The sequence below is a fragment of the Agrilactobacillus fermenti genome (assembly GCF_021030645.1).
In the GTDB taxonomy this organism is placed as follows: domain Bacteria; phylum Bacillota; class Bacilli; order Lactobacillales; family Lactobacillaceae; genus Agrilactobacillus; species Agrilactobacillus fermenti.
The window spans coordinates 57,898-80,407 of the sequence record NZ_JACGCJ010000013.1; the positions used below are offsets into that span (position 1 = coordinate 57,898).

20 protein-coding genes are annotated in these 22,510 nt (G+C 39.7%); 7 read left to right on the forward strand and 13 right to left on the reverse strand.

All coding sequences use genetic code 11. The features are described from left to right. Positions 1-108: 108 nt before the first annotated feature. Positions 109-852 carry a YebC/PmpR family DNA-binding transcriptional regulator gene (locus FHQ08_RS06250; RefSeq protein WP_230913539.1) on the reverse strand — a complete coding sequence of 248 codons (744 nt, stop codon included), beginning with the start codon at positions 850-852 and terminating at the stop codon, positions 109-111. A gap of 88 nt (positions 853-940) precedes the next feature. After that, the gene (locus tag FHQ08_RS06255; RefSeq protein ID WP_230913540.1) at positions 941-1,447 is read right to left on the reverse strand and encodes a VanZ family protein; all 507 of its coding nucleotides are present in this window, start codon (positions 1,445-1,447) and stop codon (positions 941-943) included. A gap of 74 nt (positions 1,448-1,521) precedes the next feature. On the opposite strand from FHQ08_RS06255, the gene FHQ08_RS06260 reads away from it, so the two are divergent. Beyond that, on the forward strand, positions 1,522-2,142 hold the full coding sequence (locus FHQ08_RS06260; RefSeq protein WP_230913541.1) for a L,D-transpeptidase: 621 nt from the start codon (positions 1,522-1,524) through the stop codon (positions 2,140-2,142). Here the strand turns inward: FHQ08_RS06260 and FHQ08_RS06265 are convergent. Together FHQ08_RS06265 and glmS are read right to left on the reverse strand one after the other, a co-directional pair. Further along, positions 2,139-2,891, reverse strand: a complete 753-nt coding sequence (locus tag FHQ08_RS06265) for a class I SAM-dependent methyltransferase (protein ID WP_230913542.1) — start codon at positions 2,889-2,891, stop codon at positions 2,139-2,141. The two genes, FHQ08_RS06260 and FHQ08_RS06265, sit on opposite strands and share 4 nt — an antisense overlap. Before the next feature lie 254 nt (positions 2,892-3,145). Beyond that, positions 3,146-4,960, reverse strand: coding sequence for a glutamine--fructose-6-phosphate transaminase (isomerizing) (gene glmS, locus FHQ08_RS06270; protein ID WP_230913543.1), 1,815 nt, complete (start codon positions 4,958-4,960; stop codon positions 3,146-3,148). 399 nt (positions 4,961-5,359) lie between these two features. Between glmS and FHQ08_RS06275 the strand changes: the two genes are divergently transcribed. Continuing rightward, positions 5,360-6,505 carry an ArgE/DapE family deacylase gene (locus tag FHQ08_RS06275; RefSeq protein WP_230913544.1) on the forward strand — a complete coding sequence of 382 codons (1,146 nt, stop codon included), beginning with the start codon at positions 5,360-5,362 and terminating at the stop codon, positions 6,503-6,505. A 212-nt stretch (positions 6,506-6,717) separates the two neighbouring features. Here the strand turns inward: FHQ08_RS06275 and glmM are convergent, their stop codons facing one another. The 3 genes from glmM to cdaA form a co-directional block, all read right to left on the reverse strand. Next, the gene (gene glmM, locus FHQ08_RS06280; RefSeq protein WP_230913545.1) at positions 6,718-8,097 is read right to left on the reverse strand and encodes a phosphoglucosamine mutase; all 1,380 of its coding nucleotides are present in this window, start codon (positions 8,095-8,097) and stop codon (positions 6,718-6,720) included. Between the two features lie 68 nt (positions 8,098-8,165). Continuing rightward, positions 8,166-9,320 (reverse strand): CdaR family protein, encoded by a 1,155-nt coding sequence (locus FHQ08_RS06285; RefSeq protein ID WP_230913546.1) that lies wholly within the window; start codon positions 9,318-9,320, stop codon positions 8,166-8,168. A gap of 2 nt (positions 9,321-9,322) precedes the next feature. After that, positions 9,323-10,156: a diadenylate cyclase CdaA gene (gene cdaA / locus FHQ08_RS06290; protein ID WP_230913547.1), complete on the reverse strand. Its 834-nt coding sequence runs from the start codon at positions 10,154-10,156 to the stop codon at positions 9,323-9,325. A 389-nt stretch (positions 10,157-10,545) separates the two neighbouring features. Here cdaA and FHQ08_RS06295 point away from each other — a divergent pair, with 389 nt between their 5' ends. After that, a complete protein-coding gene (locus FHQ08_RS06295; protein WP_230913548.1) occupies positions 10,546-11,202 on the forward strand; it encodes a DUF1361 domain-containing protein in 657 nt (218 codons plus the stop codon). 3 nt (positions 11,203-11,205) lie between these two features. On the opposite strand, the gene FHQ08_RS06300 is transcribed toward FHQ08_RS06295, so the two are convergent. The 4 genes from FHQ08_RS06300 to FHQ08_RS06315 are packed head-to-tail and all read right to left on the reverse strand — an operon-like array spanning position 11,206 to position 15,003. Continuing rightward, positions 11,206-12,279, reverse strand: a complete 1,074-nt coding sequence (locus tag FHQ08_RS06300) for an ABC transporter substrate-binding protein (RefSeq protein WP_230913549.1) — start codon at positions 12,277-12,279, stop codon at positions 11,206-11,208. Further along, positions 12,276-13,097, reverse strand: a complete 822-nt coding sequence (locus tag FHQ08_RS06305) for an ABC transporter permease (RefSeq protein ID WP_230913550.1) — start codon at positions 13,095-13,097, stop codon at positions 12,276-12,278. The genes FHQ08_RS06300 and FHQ08_RS06305 overlap by 4 nt, the downstream gene beginning before the upstream one ends. Further along, positions 13,094-13,906: an ABC transporter permease gene (locus tag FHQ08_RS06310; protein WP_230913551.1), complete on the reverse strand. Its 813-nt coding sequence runs from the start codon at positions 13,904-13,906 to the stop codon at positions 13,094-13,096. Before FHQ08_RS06310 ends, FHQ08_RS06305 begins: the two co-directional genes overlap by 4 nt. Next, positions 13,903-15,003 (reverse strand): ABC transporter ATP-binding protein, encoded by a 1,101-nt coding sequence (locus tag FHQ08_RS06315; RefSeq protein ID WP_230913552.1) that lies wholly within the window; start codon positions 15,001-15,003, stop codon positions 13,903-13,905. Before FHQ08_RS06315 ends, FHQ08_RS06310 begins: the two co-directional genes overlap by 4 nt. 289 nt (positions 15,004-15,292) lie before the next feature. Between FHQ08_RS06315 and FHQ08_RS06320 the strand changes: the two genes are divergently transcribed. After that, positions 15,293-16,291 (forward strand): YhdH/YhfP family quinone oxidoreductase, encoded by a 999-nt coding sequence (locus FHQ08_RS06320; protein ID WP_230913553.1) that lies wholly within the window; start codon positions 15,293-15,295, stop codon positions 16,289-16,291. Here the strand turns inward: FHQ08_RS06320 and FHQ08_RS06325 are convergent. Both FHQ08_RS06325 and murB read right to left on the reverse strand, forming a co-directional pair. Next, complete coding sequence (locus FHQ08_RS06325) at positions 16,288-18,432, reverse strand: cation:proton antiporter (RefSeq protein ID WP_230913554.1); 2,145 nt, start codon at positions 18,430-18,432, stop codon at positions 16,288-16,290. The two genes, FHQ08_RS06320 and FHQ08_RS06325, sit on opposite strands and share 4 nt — an antisense overlap. A 76-nt stretch (positions 18,433-18,508) precedes the next feature. Beyond that, complete coding sequence (gene murB, locus FHQ08_RS06330; RefSeq protein ID WP_330166079.1) at positions 18,509-19,405, reverse strand: UDP-N-acetylmuramate dehydrogenase; 897 nt, start codon at positions 19,403-19,405, stop codon at positions 18,509-18,511. Positions 19,406-19,620: 215 nt separating this feature from the next. Between murB and FHQ08_RS06335 the strand changes: the two genes are divergently transcribed. The 3 genes from FHQ08_RS06335 to FHQ08_RS06345 all read left to right on the forward strand — a co-directional run bounded on the left by FHQ08_RS06335 (position 19,621) and on the right by FHQ08_RS06345 (position 22,310). After that, the gene (locus FHQ08_RS06335; protein ID WP_230913555.1) at positions 19,621-20,391 is read left to right on the forward strand and encodes an exodeoxyribonuclease III; all 771 of its coding nucleotides are present in this window, start codon (positions 19,621-19,623) and stop codon (positions 20,389-20,391) included. A gap of 21 nt (positions 20,392-20,412) precedes the next feature. Further along, positions 20,413-20,949 (forward strand): 3'-5' exonuclease, encoded by a 537-nt coding sequence (locus tag FHQ08_RS06340; protein ID WP_230913556.1) that lies wholly within the window; start codon positions 20,413-20,415, stop codon positions 20,947-20,949. Positions 20,950-21,164: 215 nt separating this feature from the next. Continuing rightward, positions 21,165-22,310, forward strand: a complete 1,146-nt coding sequence (locus tag FHQ08_RS06345; RefSeq protein WP_407929190.1) for a glycosyltransferase family protein — start codon at positions 21,165-21,167, stop codon at positions 22,308-22,310. Positions 22,311-22,510: the final 200 nt, after the last annotated feature.

Consider the following 22,510-nt stretch of genomic DNA (forward strand, 5'->3'; position numbering starts at 1 on the left):
CAGCCTTATGCTATTCTGATTGACTTTACACTCGATTTATTTTACAAACTATTGAAGTCTAACCGTGTGTCAAAAGACAATGCCCTCATTCTCCTCAATCAGAAATTATTAATTTGTTGTTGTTTCATCTGGTAACTCGCCGCCAGTATAAACATCTGATACATCATCGTTATCTTCCAAACGATCAATCAATTTTTCATATTGTTCAATTTTATCATCAGGAACAGCGACATAGTTTTGCGGAATCATTGTAAGTTCAGCGTTAGCCAACTTGTACCCCTTAGCTTCTAAACTGTCTCGAACAGCCGTGAAGTCTGACGGATCTGTATAAATTTCAAACGCTTCATCGCTAGTTTGTAAATCTTCACCACCAGCATCCATAACATCTTCCAACATCTGATCTTCATCCGCATCCGTTGTTGTCCGATCAATTGCAAGATAGCCTTTACGATCGAACATATAACTAACCGAACCAGCTGAGCCCAAACTACCGCCATTGCGAGTGAAAGCTACTCGAACATCAGAAGCCGTCCGGTTTTTATTATCAGTCAACGCATAAACTAGCACTGGTACGCCACCAGGAGCATAGCCTTCATAAACAACTTCATCGTAATGCTCGTCGGTGCCACCTGCAGCTTTATCAATGGCACGTTTAATGTTGTCTTTGGGCATATTAGCAGCGCGAGCTTTATCCATCATCAAACGTAACTGTGGGTTACCGCTTGGGTCAGGACCACCACTCTTTGCTGCCATATATAATTCACGAGACAATTTTTGAAAAATCTTGCCACGTTTAGCGTCTTGAGCATTTTTACGGCCTTGAATATTATGCCATTTGGAATGTCCTGACATTAACGTTTCCCTCTTTCTGGATTAATTTAATTAGTCATAGTCATACGCATACTAGTATAGCAAAGTCATGGGGGCGATTCAATTACGGTTACAATTTTATTTTGCGGCGGCGCCAACAAATGCCAAGAGCCAACAGTAACCCTAATAGACTTGCCATACTGTCCAACATAACATCTTGAAATAATGGCGTTCGATCGCCAGTTAACATTTGATGAAATTCATCCGTAGCTGCAAAGCCAGTACAGGCTAACCAAAACGTTATTCCTGCAAACCAACGGCCCCGGATTCGATTTTGAAAACCCAAATAAGTACTCAAACCAAGTATAAAGTATGTTAGAAAATGAGCCCCCTTACGTATAAAAAATTCAATGAACTTAAAATAGCCAATGGCCGCAATTGATTGGGTTTTCCCAGCATAGGAAAATGAAATATGGGCCAACTGCTGCTTAAAAGGTTGATTAGCCAATACCTTTTGCAAGAATGGGACTGAAGTTTGCTCCTGATAAGTCATTGAAGAACTGATCAATAATGTCGAAATAATAACCAATACAATGATGATAAAAATATGGTTCCGTTTAATATTACAACACCTCATTTCTAATATAGCAATGCACCACGAGTGCTTTAAATTGTGTTATGATAATCCCGTATTATAGAAAGGAGATCAATATGACAAAAAAACTGAAACTGATTTTTACTAGTTTAACAGTCTGTCTCATGTTGATCACCCTCATCTACTTGATAGTTGCTAATCATCCTTTGAAACAAGGTCATGCGTCACAAATGAGTGCGCCAACGATTGTCAAACATGTTCCAAAGACAAAAGCACCACAGCAATCTAACCAGTTAACCGACTATTGGCAACAGCCATCTGAGGATAAGCCCTATCCAAATGTGGCTCACTATGCTAATTTAAGTGTCGATGTATCTATTCATAAGCAACGTGTTTACTTGAAGGCTGGCAAACAAACGCTATACACGATGTTAGCTTCAACTGGTAAAGATGGGGGCACACCTACTGGAACTTTCAAAATCGAAGCTGAGCGGGGACAGAAATTCTACAACTCAGAATCTAAAGAAGGCGCTAATTATTGGGTTTCTTTTAAAGACCATGGTATTTACCTTTTTCATACTGTACCAACAAATCAAGCAGGTACTTACGACTTAACACAAGCAAAGCAACTGGGCAAACAGGCCAACTCTCACGGCTGTATCCGCCTCAGTGTTGCCGATGCTAAATGGTTCTTTGAAAATATTCCGGAAAATACACCCGTACACATTTATAACTAGCTTGGTGTAACCATTAATAATTCATAAACATAGCAGATCTCGTCTTTCAAGGTCTGCTTTTTATGATACAAACGCGCCACGGCTTCTAACAATTCTGGAACCTCTGCATTAATAACCTGATCTTTAAGATCCATCAATAACAAATGCCGATCAACTGGTTCAAAAGTTTTGAATATTAAATGATCTACTGAATAAGTTTGTCCTAAATCAGCCAAAGCATTTTTTCTTGATTGCATCACAGCATCATTAAATGTGTCATCAGGGGATTGCAAGGTAACTGAACGTGAAATAATGGTATCCAACTGACTCTGCCGCCGTATAAAATGCCCAAAAATAACGCCATTAACGGCTAATTGTAATAATTGCTCCATCTCTTTTGCATCTGTTACATCTGGAAACATACTAGCGAAAATAATATCATACTTACCAACTCGTGATATAAATGTTTGCCAATTAGCCTGCACAAATGTGATATTATCGAAGCCATGCGTTTGTTCCGCTTGTCGCGCAAATTTTAACATTTCCTGGGAAATATCTAAGGCGACGACTTGTTGGGCATTGGCTGCTAAAACGGGTAAAAATCGGCCTGCACCAGTACCTAAATCCAACACAGTTGCTGTTGGTAATAAGTGTCGTTTCTTCAAAACTTGTTCAACACGGGACGCCAGCGGTAACTGGCTCTCAGCCTGTATCGCTGCGTATTCTGGTGCAAAAGCATCCCAATAAGTTTGCAGATCTGTTTCGTCCATTTTCCCAACTCCGATATCAAACACTAATTTCTTTTTTAACTAGCCCTATTATCACAGAAATATAAAGTGAACTCAAAGCCAATTTACCTCATTTTACTGCAGATGCCCCGTAATCGTTAAGACCCTATTTTAAGCCTAAAAAATCAGATGCGGAGGACAAGTAATCATACGTTGTCTCCACATCTGATGACATAGATAAGGTTGAATTGAACAGCCGCTTCAAAACTTAATTAAAATATGGCGTTCAAATGTGTCTATTCCACAGTTACACTTTTGGCAAGGTTTCTTGGCTGATCCACGTTATAACCTCGTTGTAAAGTAGCGTAATAAGCTAGCAATTGTGTTGGTACGATACTAACGAGTGGTGATAAAACCGTTTCAAGTGTTGGGATAATAATTTGATCACCGGCTTGAGCTAGATCTTCACTTACAATTTTTAAAGTTTTCGCGCCGCGTGCCTGTACCTCTTGAACATTACCACGGGTATGAGAGGCTGTTTCTTTATCAGTAATAATGGCCGCAACTGGCGTGCCTTCTTCAATTAGAGAAATCGTCCCATGTTTTAATTCACCCGCTGCAAAACCTTCAGCTTGAATATATGAAACCTCTTTGAGTTTTAATGCAGCTTCTAGACTAGCCCAATAATCAATGCCACGGCCAATATAGAAAGCATTGCGTGTATTGGCAAAGAATTCATGCGCCAATTGTTCGATATCATCCTTGCTATCGACAATTGTTTGGATACCATTAGCAGCCAAGCCTAATTGATGCTTAACATCTAAGTCATTTGCTGAAGGCAATCCCTTAGCAACAGCTAGTGCTTGAGCTAAAATAGTTTCAACAGTGATTTGAGCTGTATAAGCTTTAGTTGAAGCAACAGCTATCTCAGGGCCAGCTTTTAATAGCAGTGTAAAATCAGCTTCACGCGATAGAGTCGAGGCTTCAACGTTAGTCAAAGTCAAACTTGGGAAACCGCGTTTGTTTGTTTCAACCAATACTTGGCGACTATCTGCTGTCTCACCACTCTGGGATAAGTAAATAAAGAATGGTTTCTTAGAAAGCAACGGCATATGGTAGCCAAATTCAGAAGCCAACTCTACTTCAACAGGTATTTGTGCAATCTGCTCAATAATTGGTTTCCCAACCAACCCCGCATGATAACTTGTTCCAGCGGCTACAATGTACAAGCGATCAGCTTCTTTAAGCGCATCGATCAATTTTGGATCAAAGTTAAAGGTCCCGTCCTCATTGATATATTCTTGTACTAAGCGGCGTAAAACAGCTGGTTGTTCATCAATTTCTTTAAGCATGTAGTATGGGTAAGTCCCTTTAGAAATATCAGATGGATCTAAGTTAACATGGTAAGGTTTCCGCGTTACTTCATTGCCCTGTTCATCCATAAGTTGAATCTTGTCCTTGGTAACGATGACCATCTCACCATCATGCAATTCAACAAAATCTTTGGTTTGAGCAACCATAGCTAATGCATCCGAGCAAACGACATTGAAACCATCACCAACACCAACTAATAACGGACTCTTATTCTTTGCGACAAATAATTTATCAGGCTCTTCACGATCAACTAATAAAAATGCATATGAACCATCAATGATACTCAGTGCCTTCCGGAAAGCACTCTCAGTATCTAAGCCACCGTCTTCAACTAGAACACCGATCAATTGAACGGCAACTTCGGTATCCGTAGAACTTACAAGGTTAACGCCCTTTAAATACTGTTCTTTAATTTCTTGGTAATTGTTGATAACGCCATTATGAACTAAATAAAACCGGCCGCTTTGAGAAACATGTGGATGGGCATTAACATCACTTGGTGCGCCATGCGTTGCCCAGCGTGTATGACCGATACCCATCATCCCTTGAACTTCAGGACCAACCGCACTTTCAAGTTGAGAAATCTTACCTTTTTCTTTGACAAGGTAATCATGTCCTGCTTGATCATTTACATAAATGCCAGCAGAATCATAACCGCGATATTCCAATTTCTCTAAACCTTTTAATAAAATTTCGGTTGTATCTTTTTTACCAATTACGCCAACAATTCCACACATATGTTATACATCCCTATTCATCGTTTATAGTGAATTCTTAATTTCAATTACATTTCCAGTCGCTGATCAACTTTCTGTTCAAACTTCACAGCCTGTTTTTGTGTTGATCTGTAGAGTGCGATCCCTTGAGCCACCCGCCGAATCTTTCGATAAGCTCATTCCTCGTCATCCGTTTCACGGACCAGGCGCTATCCTTTTGTAAATTGGTATAGTCCCTCCTTACCGTTTTGATGCTTTCTGGAAACAAGAGATATAATAACCCATAAGCGAAATGAATGTCAAGAGAATTTTAAATTGGTATATATAATTTTTACTAATTGGTATACAGTTATATTTTAGCTGAAACTTGCATTTTCATAGTCTTCTTGCTTAAACTAAGTTAAAAAGGAGCGAAGGTTCATGACACCGCAAGAAAAACGTATCAATTTATTAATAGAAATTTTAAAAATTCCCACAATTGCTCAAAATGAAGGTCAAGTGGCGACAGTTCTAGCAAATTTTCTAACGGATAAAACGATCTCTGCTACTTTTGTTGAATATGCCCCAGGCCGCAATAATCTAATCATTGACTTTAACAATCCTAATGGTGATAAACCAACTTTAGCATTGAGTGGCCATTTAGACGTCGTTGCAACTGGTGATACAACAAAATGGCGGCACCAGCCTTTTAGTGCCCAAATCGATCAAGATCGGATTTATGGCCGTGGTGCTACCGACATGAAGGCTGGCGTGGCAGCTATGACCATGGCTGCTAAAGAATTATTAACTACAGATTTTCACGATCCTTTAAGGCTGATTTTTACTGTAGGTGAGGAAATTGATAATTATGGTGCGCGCCAACTAACTAAGGCCGGTTATTTAAAGCCAGTAACAGCAATGATTATTGGTGAACCTACCAACCATGATATTTGGTTTGCACACAAAGGCATTATTGATTTTACCGCTGAATCTATCGGCAAAACTGCCCACGGTGCTATGCCGCAACTTGGTATTAACGCCATTCAAAATTTACTGGATTATTATAACCAACAGCAAAGCGAGCTCGCACCCCTGCTAGCTCAAAAAGACCCTGATTTGGGCTACACAACAGCTAATGTAACTTTGATCCATGGTGGTGAACAAATTAACACCATTCCAGGCACTGCTAAACTGCGTGGCAATATCCGTACAGTCACTCGTGTTCCCAACGAAAAAATTGCCGCCGCCTTACAAAAAGCAGCTACGCACGTTAATGCGAAGCCCCATCACCAAATTAAAGTTCAAGTGGATTCGACTATCAATGCTGTCAAAACTGATGCCAATCAACCATTTTTAAAAACACTGCAAGCCATTGTACAAGCACAGGGCTGGTCTGGTGCATTAGTGACTGGGGCCCCAATTACGGATGCAGCAATTTTCCAGGAAGACCATCATTTCCCCTTTGCAATTTTTGGTCCTGGAAATAATACGGCACATCAAGTTGATGAATACGTTACTATTAGCGACTATCTCACGAGTATTGATATTTATAAACAAATAATCGTTAGTTACTATCAATCCAATTAAAAGCGTTTCATTCAATAGTACGGGCCAGCCAAAAGCGACTATCTTTAATTGCAAACAGGAGCCAGAACAAAGTTAATATTTTGTCCTGACTCCTGTTTATTTACGAATCATTTAGTTTAAAACATGCTCCAAAAGACATTGTCCGCACTTAACGACGAACCACTTAAATGGAAAAACTACCATTTATCGTAATTCTTGTTAAGGCTCAGCCGTTAAACGCCTTTTGTCCCACTCTCATCTATACCCATAACATTTTTGACAACTTCAGCGATTTGATCAACATATGTGCTTACTTTTTCTTGTGTGGCTGCTTCACCCATGACCCGCAATAGAGGCTCCGTGCCGCTTGGTCGAACTAAAATACGGCCATCTCCAGCCATTTCTTTCTCAACGGTATCAATAGATTCCGTGATTTCTGGATATTGTTTCCAATTTTTCTTATCTTTAACTTTCACATTAACTAATTTTTGCGGATAAGTGTGCACCTCATCGGCTAACTCGGATAACTTCTTACCAGTTTGTTTCATAACATTTAATAACTGCAGTCCAGTCAACATACCGTCACCAGTATTATGATAATCTAGTAAAATAATATGTCCGGATTGTTCACCGCCCAGATTATAGCCATCTTTACGCATTTCTTCAACAACATAACGGTCACCGACGTCGGTCTGGACTGATTTTAAACCATTAGCTTCCATAGCTTTATACAAGCCAATATTACTCATAACTGTGGTTACGATCGTATCTTGTTTGAGCCGACCACGTTCACTGAAATATTTACCTAAAATGAACATGATCTTATCGCCATCGACAATATTGCCTAGTTCATCAACCGCAATACAGCGGTCACCATCGCCATCAAAAGCAAGCCCGGCAACTGCGCCCTTTTCAACAACCGTTTTAGCCAGTTGTTCAGGATGTGTTGACCCAACTTCCTTATTGATATTGAGCCCATCTGGGTTGGTAGCAATCGTATCGAATTCTGTTTCAACATCGGCAAATAACTTGCTCACTAAATTAGAAGTAGACCCATTAGCTGCATCCAAAACAATATTTAATCCAGATAGATCATCAGGTAATGTCTGAGCTAAAAATTGCAAATATTTTAGGGAACCTTCGGGATAATCTTCAACATACCCTAAACCTTCGGCTGATGGTCTTGGTAATTCATCTGTAGGTGCATCAATATAGTGCTCTATCTCTTCTTCTGTTTCATCAGATAATTTATACCCATCTGATCCAAAGAACTTAATGCCATTATCTTCAGCTGGATTATGGGACGCTGAAATCATGATGCCGGCATCTGCATCTTGTACACGAATCAAGTAAGCGACTGCTGGCGTTGTAATCACACCGAGATCCAACACCTCAATGCCAACAGACAATAAACCAGAAATTAACGCATCTTTAAGCATAGGTCCAGAAATACGTGTATCAGTTGCCACCAGTACACGTGGCCGTTTTCGTTCATCTTCATGATGCTCGGTTAAGACATAGCCTCCGGCACGGCCTAACTTAAATGCCATTTCTGGTTTCAGACCTTTATTTGCGACACCACGTACACCGTCAGTTCCAAAATACTTTGTCATGTTTTTACCTCTCAACTGTTCATAATTTATCTTCTAAATTTTACACTTAATTCAGTTTCTATTTCAAACTAGGATGAACTTGTTTCAGTCGATACACTCGACTGACTTGAACTCGAACTACTTTCAGAATGACTACTAGATTGTGCACTACTCGTTGCAGCAGTGCTTGAACCGGTAGAACCTTGCGATGCAGGATACTGTGACGTACGCGCTTGATTCACAGTCGCCCCTTCACTAGAAGCCGTAGCCGCTGCTTCCTCATTGGTAGACTTAGTTACTTTGATGCTTACTCGAATCGTTTGCGGATCAACATCCTGTAATCCAGTGCCTTTAAGATCGATTTTTACATCTTTATTCGTTGTTTGAGAAATACCCGAGACATCTACGGGAACCGATAAATTTTTAATTTTATCTAGTGTTGCCTGAGTCCCGCTGACGGTTACTTGCCGAGTATCTGACGTAAATTCATATTTTAACGACTTATCAGCATTCCCTACCTGATTAAAATTTAAGGTTACTTTCTTGCTTGGTAAATAAACGGGAATATTCACATGCACGGTTTGCGGCTCTAAAACTACATTAATCGTCTTACCAGAACTATCTAGGGCCTGCAATAGTACTTCTTGATCAATATTGGTCTTGTGTTCATTACTAACCCCTACGTTTGCGACTACTTGGTGGACCCGCTCAATATCCGCTTTAGAGCCCGTTGCTTGTACCGTCTCTTGACTCAGCTTCGGCTCACCAACTCTATAGCCATCGGCAATACTGTTTTTATTAAATTGAACTTGAATTGGAAATACTTGCGTGGCTTTTGCCTGAATATTGATCGTAATATATTTCGGTTTAATCTTATAAGTAATGTCATTATTTAGACCCTGCTGCTTCAATTCCACTCGATGTCGCCCAATACCTAATCGACGTAAATCAGCCATTACTTTAAAATTTTGTGTATTAGCCGTCGTCGTCACCAGTGCACTTGGCCCTTCCAATTGCACGCTGACTTTTTCTGGATAGCCCGTAATAAAGTACTTGTCGGAGTCCGTTTGCAACTCTAAAGGCATACTAACTGTCTGTTTCTTGGTTGCCAACACTTCCTTATTACCATCTGAAGAACTTCGTGTAGTTGATAGCTTCCCCAAATTAACATACGTAAAAAGGCCTAATGCAAACAACAATGACAGCACTTTATAAACCCAAGTTTTTGTAAAGAGTTTATTCACGATCAGGCCCCCTTCTTAAAAAAGCCATCGAAAAACGTCTTTAGACCATTTTTTTGTGGTTCTTTGGGAATCAGTTGTGTATTTAAGTATTTTAAATAATCTTCTCGGGTAAGGTCACGTAGCAACTCGCTGTTTTTGGTAATGGTCACCCCGCCAGTCTCCTCAGAAACAACAATTGTCAAAGCATCTGTCACTTCACTGATCCCTACAGCTGCCCGATGCCGGGTCCCCAATTCTTTGGGAATCGTACTACTTTCTGATAGAGGTAGATACGCCGCGGCAACGGCAATCTTACCATCACGAATAATCACAGCCCCATCATGCAGCGGGGTATTAGGAATAAAAATATTAATCAGTAACGCCCCGGTGACATCAGCATCCAAGGGTATGCCCGTCTCTATGTAGTCTTCTAACCCCGTAGACATTTGCATCGTGATCAATGCCCCAATACGTCGCTTAGACATATATTGTATTGCTTTATCCAAGCCAGCAATAAGCGACTTTGTTTCTTGATTAATTTCTTGACTATTCCGTCGAAATAAAGAACTGCGCCCGAGATGCTCCAAGCCTCGACGTATTTCAGGTTGAAATATCACGACTAGCGCCAACACGCCCCAATTGATCACTTGGTCCATGATGTAAGAAACAGTCTGCAAATTCAAAAACCAACTGATCAATTTGATTGCAATGATCACTGCAATACCCTTCATCAATTGAACCGCTTTGGTGCCCTTGATCAACATGATCAATTTATAAATAAAATACCAAACAACGGCGATATCGATGACATTCATAAAGTTTTGTAACGTCCAAATATTGGCCCAATCGATCGACATGCTTTGCCTCCTAAAAAAATCGTCCGCATTATTATAACATGAAAGCTACTTCTTGTTGAACGTTCCCATTCAGTAGTGGCTGAACAAAAGCGGTATTTTATGTTAACTAGCTATATAACGACGAACATTCTTAGTGCGTACAGATTACAAAAAATAAAAAATTTTTTACCCAACCACAAACAGCTTGAATAATAAATCTAATACCTATTATGGTTTTTATCAATCCTTAGCCACCGATGATGTCACACGTTCAGCTGACATATAGGCTTGAATACTGGTACAATAGAATGCAAAACGATGTTCTTTTGTGCTAAAACTAAATTTATTTTGAATTTAGTTCTAGGCAGCCATCGTCATTCATTAAATAATTAATAATTGGAGTCATCCCCATGAATAAATCTCAAATTCGTTGGTTCATTCGTTTTGCCTACATCTTCTTTTTAATTTTTGCTTTTGTAGGTATCAAAAATCCGTTTGAATTTATTTTTTTAAACACACTCTTAGCTTATATTCCCATTGAAATTGCGTTTCACCTAAGTGACCAACAAATCAAATCAAATTTGATCTATCTACTATTGTTACTAATTTGGCTGCTTTTTTATCCCAATACGCCCTACCTATTGACCGATCTTTTTCATCTTTCACTATTACACCCTTATAATCAAACCACCATGTTAATGCGCGCCAATACGCACCTCTGGCTTTACTTTGCCTACCTAGTAACTAGTGCTATCGTCTCAACAATTCTAGGTTTTGCAACAATGAAAAATACGCTGATCCAAGTGAATCAGCGCTTCTTTCACGGTAAAACCCATTATTATCCTTTTTTATTAGAATTAACACTACTGTTAACAGCAATTGGTATCTACATTGGTCGTTTTTTACGTATTCATACTGTCTATTTGCTAGATCCAAGCCGAGTCATAACGCCAATTTTACATATGTGGCATCCAGAAAGTCTGGCTTTTATTGCAATTCTTTGGGTTATCATGAATTTGATCTATTTGAGTATTTGGTGCTTTAATCGGCTAACAAAAGTTGAGTAATTGTTATTTATGCATCTTGAACTCTAAAAATAGATCATTATACCGCTGTACCCACGTTGGCCCTAAATCTTGATAGACCTGCAGATTACGCACTGTTTGTTGATCAGGATAGAACTGTTTGTCTTCACGAATTGCTTTTGGCAACAAACGTTTTGCTAAGCGATTTGGAGTGGCATAGCCAATGTATTCAGCATTTTGTGCCGCATTTTTAGGTTGCAGCATAAAATTAATAAAGGCATAGGCAGCTTTTTTATGCTTAACTGTCCTGGGAATGACAATGTTATCAAACCATAAATTACTACCTTCTGAAGGGACCACATAGTGCAGGTGACTGTTATTAGCCAGCATTTCTGCTGCCTCTCCAGACCAAGTGACCGCTAAGGGTGCTTCATTATCGCTCATATACATTTTAATTTCATCGGCAACGACTGCTTTCACATTTGGTGCGAGTTGATCAAGATCGGTGGCTGCTTTTTGAAGCTGCACCTGATTCGTGCTGTTCATGGAAGCCCCATCCTTAACTAGAGCAAGTCCCATAATATCTCGAGCACTATCTACCAGCATGATACTATTGCGCCATTTAGGTTGCCATAAATCACGCCAATGCTGCATTTCACTGGCTTTTACATATCTATCATTATAAATAATCCCCAGTGTCCCCCAAAAATAAGGCACTGAATATTGATTATGCTGGTCAAAACTTTGATCAAGAAATTCTGGTTCGATGTTAGATAGGCCAACGATTTTTTGCTTACTTAATGGAACTAACAAGTGTGCCTTACGCATCTTCTCAATCATGTAATCACTAGGAATGGCAATGTCATAGGCTGTTCCGCCTTGTTGGATCTTAGTAAACATTGCCTCATTACTGTCAAAAGTTTCATACTTCACTTGGTAGCCAGTTTCATGTTCAAATTTAGTGATCAACTGTGGATCAATATAATCTCCCCAGTTAAAAATCGTCAACGTTTTATCCGCATTTCCCTGACCAGAAGCTTGATTCAAGGATTTGATACCCAATCCAAGAAAAACACTGATCAAAACGATAATGACTGCAAAAATTCCGAATCGTTTCATTTAAGATACACCCCATCCTTTTGCCGTCTCTGTCGCCGGGACTGTGTATACTGATTTAATAAATAATAACCAACAATTAAAATAATTGAGAATAAAAACATCAAAGCTGATAAGGCATTGATTTCCAAATTAATGCCTTGACGCGCCCGAGAATAAATCTCAACCGACAGCGTTGCAAAACCATTCCCAGTTACAAAGAAGGTCACAGCAAAATCATCTAATGAGTAGGTGAACGCCATAAAGTACCCAGAAAAAACACTTGGTAAAATAAACGGCAAAATCACTCGGCTTAATATCTGCCAGCTATTTGCGCCTAAATCTCGGGCAGCATCGATCATTGCGTAATCCATTTCCTGTAAACGAGGTAAAACTAACAACACTACAATTGGAATCGAAAAGGCAATATGACTTGCCAAAACTGAACCAAAACCTAAGGCGATGCCCATCGCTGTGAATAGAATCAAAAAGCTGGCACCAATAATAACATCGGGGGAAACCATTAAAATATTATTCAGCGATAATAGTAAATTTCGTGTGTGTCGTCTGCGGACTTGATAAATGCCAAGCGCGCCCAGAGAACCAACAATAGTAGCAATCAGAGCTGACAGAATCGCAACCAGAAAGGTCTGCAAAACGATGATGATCAACCGTGAATCTGCAAATAATGTTTGATAATGACTCCAAGTAAAGCCCTTAAAACCAGACATGTTTTTACCAGAATTAAAGGAATAAAAAACCAGATAAAAAATTGGCATATATAAAATTGCAAAAGCAAAGGCTAAATATAATTTACCGATCCAAGTATGTTTTTCAGTCATCGTTTCACACCCCCTTTACGGCGACTGGCCGTTAACATCATCGTTATAAACATGATTATGATCAGTACGACGCCGATCGTAGAGCCCATGCCCCAATTCATTGTCGTCAAAAAATGTTCTTCAATCGCTGTCCCTAACGTAATCACACGATTACCACCAATCAGTCTCGTAATCATAAATAACGAGAGGGAAGGAATAAAGACCGACTGCACACCAGACCGCACGCCGTTGGCACTCATGGGTATGATGACACGCCACAAAGTTTGGACGTTGTTAGCGCCTAAATCATGGCTGGCATTGATAATTGCTGGATCAATATCCACCAATGAATTATAAATTGGCAAAATCATAAATGGAATTTGAATATAGGCAGCAACAAGTACAAAACTCATATTTGTAAATAATATTTGCTGGGGACCAATACCTATAAAAGTTAAGAAATGATTAACCGACCCGGCCTGAGAAAAGATACCAATAAAGGCATAAGCTTTTAACAGCAGGTTGATCCAAGTCGGTAGAATAATTAATAAGATCCACAGTTGCCGATGTTTTAATCGTGTCAAGTAATAAGCTGCCGGATAACTGATCAGCAAAGTAAGGAGTGTAATCAGAAATGCAAAAATAAAAGAATTCAAAGTCATTCTTAAATAAACACTGGAACTGAGATAATCCCGGTAATTTTGCAAAGTAAACTGATGATTTAAGTTAAAAAATGACTGATAAACAATCAAAGCAACTGGCGTGATCACAAAGAATAAAATCCACAGTAAATACAACGAAAAATAACTCAAACGACTTGTACGCGTCATGATTCGTCCCCCTCATATTCACTTAAGCGCCGATCGAAATCAGCTTCTTTTTCACCAAACCGCATGACATGCAGCGCATTTGGTGAAAAACTCAAGCCAACTTTATCCCTATCTTCAATCGAGTTTGTCGCATGAATCAGCCATTCGTTGCCATCTTCATCGTGAGATGTAATCTCAAAATGATCGCCACGAAATAGCTGAGAATCAACGGAAACGACTAATTTGCCCTGATTTGGCGTTGTGACTGTAATATCTTCTGGCCGTAAAACAACCTCAACCGGTTCATGATCACGCATACCTGCATCAGCACATTCGAAACGTTTGCCAACAAATTCAACTTCATAATCGCGGATCATCGTTCCCGGCACAATATTACTCTCGCCAATGAAATTAGCTACGAAATGATTGATTGGTTCATCATAGATATCAACTGGTGTCCCACTTTGTTGAATTCTACCTTCATTCATAACAATAATTTCATCACTCATAGCTAATGCTTCCTCTTGGTCATGAGTCACAAACAAGAAAGTAATGCCCAATCGTTGTTGTAACGAGCGCAGTTCATACTGCATCTGCTGTCGTAATTTTTGATCTAGAGCTGATAACGATTCATCCAATAACAACAAGCGCGGTTCATTAACGATTGCACGAGCAATAGCGACACGCTGTTGTTGTCCCCCAGATAACTCTGAAATCATCCGATCTTCATAGCCATTTAATTGAATTGTCTTTAGAGCTTGCATGACCCTTTCTTGGAGTTCATCTTGAGGCATTCTTTTAAGTCTTAGACCAAAAGCCACATTATCAAAAACATTTAAATGTGGAAACAAAGCATAATTCTGAAAGACGGTGTTAACCTTTCGTTTTTCGGCTGGTAATTTCGAAATATCTTGCCCATCAAATAATACTTTACCTCGATCTGCTAAAATCAACCCCGCCACAATTCTCAAGACCGTTGTCTTGCCGGATCCAGACGGTCCCAAAAAAGAATAAAATTTACCTTGATCAAGTTTGATATTAATATTATCAAGTGCCACAAAATCATCAAAAGACTTATAAATATGTTGTAATTCAAGAATTGTTTCTGGTGATTGCATGCTTGCCGCCCCATTATTTTATTTTTTTAGTTAATGATTCCTAGTATAAAACTGCTTTTCAATTTACCCTGTGTATTACTGATACATCATTTATGTTTTCCTTGCAAAAGTAACTTTATTGCCTACAAAAGTCCCCCTTCACAGGTAGGCTAACCAACCATTATAGTTTTCTTTTTTAATCCAACATCAATTTTTTTGCTTGATATACCATTACTTTTTAAATTATTTATCGTGTATTGATACAAATACGTTTATAATAAACTTATGAATTAGTTTGCTGGAGGTTATTATGTCTGATTATCAAGCGCTCGAATATCAAATTAAAGACGGTCAAGTTATCCCTAAGTATGTTCCAAAACAGTTCCGTGTCCGTAAAGATGGCGAAGTATTAATTCGGGTCCAATACTCAAGCATCAACCACAAAGATGCACTCGCTTTGGATAATAATAGTGGTGTGATCAAGAATTACCCCATTGTACCCGGAATTGATTTTTCAGGAATGATTATTGAATCCAATGATTCCCGCTTTTTCCCCGGTGATAAAGTCGTTGGAACTGGCTTCAACTTTGGCGTAACAGAAGATGGCGGTTATAGTGAGTTTGTAACGACAAGCAGTCAAAACATTCTCAAAGTGCCTCGGCCTTTGACCATGCGTGATGCTATGATTTTTGGTACAGCCGGGGTCACCGCTGCGATTGCTCTAAGCTACTTCCTACAAATGCCAGCATCTATCGATAAACAGGTACCGATCCTGATTACTGGCGCAACCGGTGGTGTTGGGGGCCTGTTATTAGCCATGTTGCGTAAGCTGAAGTTTACCAATGTAACGGCCGTAACACGGCAAGATACTGCTCAAGATTATTTAAAAAGTCTTGGTGCTGCTCATGTGATTGCGCCTGAAGTGCTGACACAAGCAACTGATCACCCGTTACAAACAGGCCGTTATATGATGGCTATCGATGGTATTGGCGGGGATCTACTTGGTCATATTTTGCCGTACATCAAGTATGGTGGTAAAGTGGTCACTTATGGCAATGCAGATAAAGCTACCTTTCAAGCAAACGTCTTACCATTTATTCTGCGCAATATCAGTTTGATCGGTGTAGATTCTGTCTTTTATCCCAACAATGACCGCGCTGAACTTTGGCAACTATTAGCTACGGCACTGCGTCCTGATCACGAACACAATGTTGCTGTTCACGAAATTGGTTTTGAAGAAATGATTCCCGTTTTAAAAGATTTTCTCAAAAAACCAAAACTGGGTCGAACGATCGTTGCTTTTCCTTAAGATAAATCCGTTTCTTGATCATTCGTCATTACCATAGCATTTTCCGTATAATTGATTTGCTGGCGTAGCTTAGCGGCTACGCTTGTTTCAATTAGCCCTTTTTCAACCATCTCCTGAATCGCACTCCGCTGGCTTGCCAACGCGTGCGTTCGCAAGAGCGCTAATTGGTGTTCATATCTTTCTGTTTGCTGATTACCAATACTTTTTAGATTTACGATACGCCGCCGATAGCGTGTCACCAATTGATAAATAGCTTGGCGGTTATAATTATGCTTGCGATTTTCCGTTTGTTTCAAAAATGAAGATAGATATTTCAAGCCACCTTTGGCCATTTGACGTTCGATAAATAGCTGTTCATTGTAAAATGTGCGATTATCATTCCTTTGCAAGGTTAATTCAGCAAGCAAATGATTGATTCGTACCTGGATCCTAAATAAAATCATCTTGATTCGGATGCGCCAACTGCCGGTAATAATATCTTCCAGATTACGTTGACGCTGGATTAAATTTTTACGATAGTATTGGTAAGCGCGTGCTTGAATCTCATTATCATGCCATAAACGATCCAATGTCTGCAATTCACCAGTTAGGCCAACTTTATTTAGCATCAATTCATCAGCCAAGAGTGGCGGTAACTGATCGTCCTCACTAATATCTAACTCTGCACGGCGGATCATAATCTGATATTCGTCAATCAAGTCTAACGCTGCACGCTGGTTATCTTCATGTTTTTCAGATTCTAAACGCTGGACGGCAACCCGATACATATATAATTGTGCCTGTGCTGAGGTATATTTCTTTAATGGTAGATCATCTGCCGTTTCAGTGGTATCTTCAGCCAAACTACCATCTGCGTCATCATCCGGCAAACTGCCGCGCAATCTTAAAGGCCGCCCGTTAGGCACAAACAGTGGTATAAAGACAATTGCACTAACCAAACTCAATAATATAACACCGCCAGCTACAAATAGCATCAAAGGCCGCTCTGGAAAAGCTGCCCCATTTGTCAACGCCACGGGCACTGATAAAACACCAGCCATGGTAATAGCCCCGCGAACCCCTGTCAAGCCTGATAAAATAGCAATTCGCCATTGGGGCGCTTTTTTATTTTGCCGATCGCGTAAGTAGGATAAAAAACTGTACCCATAAGTCCATAAAGTCCGAATGATCAATAAACCAAACCATGTGACAAAGACATATAAAATGGCCGATTTTGTATCGACATTAGCCGCACGAATGACATCGCCAAAAGCAACTGGCAATTCGATCCCTAAAATCAAAAAGACGATCCCATTTAAAATATAGACAATCAAGTCCCACGTCCGCTCACTGACGATATTTAATTCAGCTAAATAATAATCTGAATAAAGGTTGCGCTGGGTACTATTAAAAATGCCTGCCGTTACAACCGCGATTACACCCGATGCATGAAAAATCTCTTCCGCCACCAAGTAAATCACAAAGGGCGTACTCACTTGCATGATCGTATGTAAAATCACATCGTTGATGCCTTGACGTAAGAAAAAGCCGCGCAAAAAATGAATGCCAAAAATCATGACCAATCCTAATAAGGCGCCAACAATACTGATATAAATAAAATCACCCGTCGCATGCGTCAGAGAAAAAAAGCCGGTCATTGTTGCTGCAATGCCATACTTAAAACCAATCAATCCACTAGCATCATTAATCAAACTTTCCCCACTAACCAAATGTAAAATATTGGTCGGTAATTTTGCCCGTTCAGAGATCGACTGCACAGCAATTGGGTCTGTCGGCGACAGAATCGCAGATAACGCAAAGCTTGCAGATAAGGGGAGGTCAGCAATCAGATAATGAATCAAGAAACCGCCTAAAAATGTGGTCAAAAACACCAGGATAATGGCATTAGCAACGATCGGCCCCCGCAACGCCCACAATTCGCGTTTAGGAAAGTGACGCCCGTCATTGAATAGTAGTGGTGCAATGAACAGTAGCATAAACCAGCTGGTTCGTAGCGGAATCGTTAGCTTAAAAATCAAAGCAATCAACAAACCTAGTATGATTTGAATCAGACTAACAGGGATGGCCACAAGGTAATGACTGATAATATTTGAGATCACTACAAAAATTGTCAATATAATGACAGCTTCAATAATTTCCAATGTCCTGCCCCCAATCAGTTGATTTCAAAATAAAAGAGTCGGTCATCAATCTATCTACCGACCCTGACATATTATCTTATTTTTTGGGTTCGCCAATAATTCTAACTTCTGGCTCTAAGCGAACACCAAATTTCTTTAGCACTGTTGCTTGAATCAAATGAATCATTTGCATATAGTCGGTCGCAGTTGCTTGCCCACGGTTTACGATAAAACCAGCGTGTTTGGTGGATATTTGTGCCCCACCAATAATACGCCCCTGTAAGCCAGCTTTTTGAATCAGCGGTCCGACAAAATAACCCTTTGGCCGTTTAAAGACACTGCCGCAAGATGGGTACTCTAGCGGTTGTTTGGTGGCTCGCTTGGTATTAAAATCTGTCATTTTAGCCAAAATCACTTCAGGATCACCTGGTATCAAATTAAACCGAGCTGAAATCACAATACCATGATTTTCCTGAACCGCACTGTGTCGGTAGTGAAAAGCCATTGCCGCACCGGTCAGCGTGTGTAACTCACCTTGAGAATCCAAATAATCGTAAGCCGCCACTACGTCTGAAATTTCACCACCATAGGCACCCGCATTCATAAAAATGGCGCCGCCAACACTTCCGGGAATACCAGCAGCAAATTCTAAGCCTGATAAACTCGCTTGCTGAGCCGTTTTTGAGGTATCTATAATGTGGGCGCCCGCTTGTGCAACAATATAATGACCATATACATGGATCGCCGTCATGGCCGTGGTAATAATCGTTAACCCACGGATCCCACCATCTTGAACAATCAAGTTGCTAGCATTACCTATAAAAGTTAACGGTAGTTGTCGTACCTTTGCAAAATGCAATAAAGTTTTTAACTCTGTGACACTTTTAGGAAAAGCTAATAGATCAGCTGGTCCACCGGTTTTTGTAAATGTGTACTTACTTAATGGTTCATTATATTTGATCAAAATTTCAGAATCAGGCAATTGTTCGATCACTATCTTCGCCCCTGTTCACAGTTCATTTTCTGAGACAACTCTAGTTGCCATTTTAACAAAAAAACATTGATATAGATAGTCTGAACTCCCAGTATCTACCCAGTATTTTTTGATTGTCAACTCATGTCACTTGCAAGGCGGCCCAAAACATGTAGACTATTTACAGAACAGCGTTATAAGATATTTTTTAGACTTAGACTAACGGAGGACTTACGATGAAATTAATCTCTTGGAATGTTAACGGCTTAAGAGCAGTCCTAAAAAAAGATTTCATGACTACTTTTAATACATTAGATGCGGACTTTTTTTGTCTACAAGAAACAAAGATGCAAGCTGGGCAAGTTACGTTAGACTTGCCAGGCTATCACCAGTATTTTAACTATGCTGAAAAAAAGGGTTATTCTGGAACAGCTATTTTCACAAAATACAAACCCTTAAATGTCACTTATGGCTTAGGTATTGATATTCACGATCATGAAGGCCGTTTGATCACGCTAGAATATCCAACTTTCTACCTGATCACTTGCTACACACCAAATTCACAAAATGAGTTAAAACGTTTAGATTATCGTATGACTTGGGACGATGCCTTTCGCAATTATGTCCACCAGCTTAGCCAACACAAATCTGTTATTTTTTGTGGTGACCTCAATGTAGCTCATGAAGCCATTGATTTAAAAAATGATAAGACGAATCACCATAACGCTGGCTTCACAGATGAAGAACGTGCCAAGTTTACAGCCTTACTAAATGCTGGTTTTACGGATACCTTCCGTCACTTTTATCCCGATCAAACCGGTGTTTATTCTTGGTGGAGTTATCGTTTTAATGCCCGCAAAAACAATGCCGGTTGGCGTATCGACTACTTTTGTACTTCCAATGATTTAACAGACAAATTGCACGATGCCAAAATATTAACGGATATTTATGGTTCCGATCATTGCCCGATCGAACTTGATATCGCTGACCTAGTACAAAAATCTTAAACTACAGAAAAGAGGTTAGCCATGAATTTCATTGCCATGGATTTTGAAACCGCCAATCGTTCCCCCAAAAGTGCTTGCTCTATTGCACTGGTGGTCGTACGAGCCAACAAAGTTGTAGATTCATTTTACACATTGATCAATCCTAAAATGTATTTTGATCGTCGTAACGTACAGATTCATGGTATTCATGAAAGTGATGTTCAAGATGCCCCAACTTTCGCAGAAGTTTGGCCGCATATTGCCCCATTATTTGACACGAATCACTTAGTAACTGCGCATAACGCCCGCTTTGATATCAATGTTTTACGCCAATCTCTACAACGTTTTGAGATCTTGCCACCCCATTATTTAGCTATCGATACCTTGCAAACAAGTCGCAAACTATATCCTGAATTTCCGAATCATCGTTTAAATACGGTTTCTGCTGCGCTTAAAATTCAATTACAGCATCATCATAATGCGCTCGCCGACAGCATTGCTTGCGCCCAAATTTTGATTCATCAAGTACAGCAGTTTGGACCGGACCAATTACGGCCTTTTATCAAACTTATCGCTTAGTTTTTCAGAAAATAAGCTATCAATCTATAAAAGTATTATAATAAAAGTAGTTCAAAAACACGTTGCTAGAGTGAACGGTATCCTAGCTCGCTGTTGTCACTTGCTTAAACAGTGCTACTAGTTTTCAAAAACCAGTTTTCTAACTGACTTTTGTGCGGTATTTGTCCACTTTAGTCTGTTTTTTTGTCATTAAGATGAAAAGGGAGCGCGAAATATTGGCAAAAGAAAACGATACAATGCAAGATGTGATGCAAGGTGATATTCACGATTATGACGCCATCCTAAAATATTTTAATGACCGTCCCGCAAAGCAAAAGCGTCAAGCACATTACCGATCAATTACCTTTGTCACCACTGGCATCATTCCCTATGATGGCGGTCAAACAACCATGTTGCACTTGGGTACTTTATTACAACAAGCCGGTTATGAAGTTTATTATTTGAGCTACGTTCCGCAATCACAAGCATCTATGACTGACGATGCAGAATTTAACTTTCCTAAGTTTGGTGGGACCTGTTTAGATATGTCGCACTTGGACACACACCAATCAGATATTTGGATTGCTACTATGTGGGAAACGGCCTATATCATCAAAAACAAACCTGGCTACAAATTTTACTTTGTGCAAGACTATGAACCTTATTTCTATCCTTTTGGTGATCGCTATCAACTTGCAAAAAAGACTTATGATTTTGGTCTACATATGGTATCACTAGGACCTTGGTGTGCCCATATGATCAACGTTCACACTAAAAATAAAACGCCAGTAGATCAAATCAATTTTCCAGTTGATCTGGATAACTATCCTTTCTCCCCAAGAGATTTTTCTAACTACCCAACCAAGAAACGACTAAAGATTGCAGTATATACCAAATGGTCAAGTCCTAGACGTGCGCCCATCAGCATTCAAATCACGATGCTGGATTGTCAGAAGTTACTGGCTAAAAAGGGCATTCACTTGGATGTTTGGTACTTTGGCACGAATAAAACGGCACGCTTTGTCAATGGCACCAATTTAGGTAAATTAACGCGCAAAGAAATGGTTGACTTGTACAATAGCTGCGACTTTGGTATTGCCCCTTCTATGACAAATTTCTCCTTGGTGCCTTTCGAAATGATGAGCACTGGATTACCATTCATCGATTTTCTTGAAGGAACTGGTTCCTATTTTCTACCAAAGGGCAGTTATTTCCCCACCCATTTCAATGAAACGGCATTAGCTGACACCTTGCTTACGGCCGCACAAGACACCGAATTACTTGCTAAGGTCGTTGCAACTAGTCACCAATATTTACACAATATTTCTTGGCAAAAGACCGTAAATGATTTTCTGAAGATACTAAAGCGCATTGAAGCTTAAAATTAGACAGTGGAAATATTCAAAATGAGTTGTTAATAGTAAACAAATAGAGGGTGAAAAACTAACGTTTTGTTGGAACTACTCCGTGTCAAGTAGACAACTTAAATAATTAAAATGCTTATGCACTTTTCTTAACGGCATGGCACCCATATTCGTTGGGGGTCATGCCGTTAAGTGTTTCTTGGCGACGTTTGTTGTTA

Bases quoted from the DNA above. Each gene is read 5' to 3' on its own strand.
- FHQ08_RS06250 (WP_230913539.1), bottom strand. From the start codon at position 852: ATGTCAGGACATTCCAAATGGCATAATATTCAAGGCCGTAAAAATGCT.
- FHQ08_RS06255 (WP_230913540.1), bottom strand. From the start codon at position 1,447: ATGAGGTGTTGTAATATTAAACGGAACCATATTTTTATCATCATTGTA.
- FHQ08_RS06260 (WP_230913541.1), top strand. From the start codon at position 1,522: ATGACAAAAAAACTGAAACTGATTTTTACTAGTTTAACAGTCTGTCTC.
- FHQ08_RS06265 (WP_230913542.1), bottom strand. From the start codon at position 2,891: ATGGACGAAACAGATCTGCAAACTTATTGGGATGCTTTTGCACCAGAA.
- glmS (WP_230913543.1), bottom strand. From the start codon at position 4,960: ATGTGTGGAATTGTTGGCGTAATTGGTAAAAAAGATACAACCGAAATT.
- FHQ08_RS06275 (WP_230913544.1), top strand. From the start codon at position 5,360: ATGACACCGCAAGAAAAACGTATCAATTTATTAATAGAAATTTTAAAA.
- glmM (WP_230913545.1), bottom strand. From the start codon at position 8,097: ATGACAAAGTATTTTGGAACTGACGGTGTACGTGGTGTCGCAAATAAA.
- cdaA (WP_230913547.1), bottom strand. From the start codon at position 10,156: ATGTCGATCGATTGGGCCAATATTTGGACGTTACAAAACTTTATGAAT.
- FHQ08_RS06295 (WP_230913548.1), top strand. From the start codon at position 10,546: ATGAATAAATCTCAAATTCGTTGGTTCATTCGTTTTGCCTACATCTTC.
- FHQ08_RS06300 (WP_230913549.1), bottom strand. From the start codon at position 12,279: ATGAAACGATTCGGAATTTTTGCAGTCATTATCGTTTTGATCAGTGTT.
- FHQ08_RS06305 (WP_230913550.1), bottom strand. From the start codon at position 13,097: ATGACTGAAAAACATACTTGGATCGGTAAATTATATTTAGCCTTTGCT.
- FHQ08_RS06310 (WP_230913551.1), bottom strand. From the start codon at position 13,906: ATGACGCGTACAAGTCGTTTGAGTTATTTTTCGTTGTATTTACTGTGG.
- FHQ08_RS06315 (WP_230913552.1), bottom strand. From the start codon at position 15,003: ATGCAATCACCAGAAACAATTCTTGAATTACAACATATTTATAAGTCT.
- FHQ08_RS06320 (WP_230913553.1), top strand. From the start codon at position 15,293: ATGTCTGATTATCAAGCGCTCGAATATCAAATTAAAGACGGTCAAGTT.
- FHQ08_RS06335 (WP_230913555.1), top strand. From the start codon at position 19,621: ATGAAATTAATCTCTTGGAATGTTAACGGCTTAAGAGCAGTCCTAAAA.
- FHQ08_RS06340 (WP_230913556.1), top strand. From the start codon at position 20,413: ATGAATTTCATTGCCATGGATTTTGAAACCGCCAATCGTTCCCCCAAA.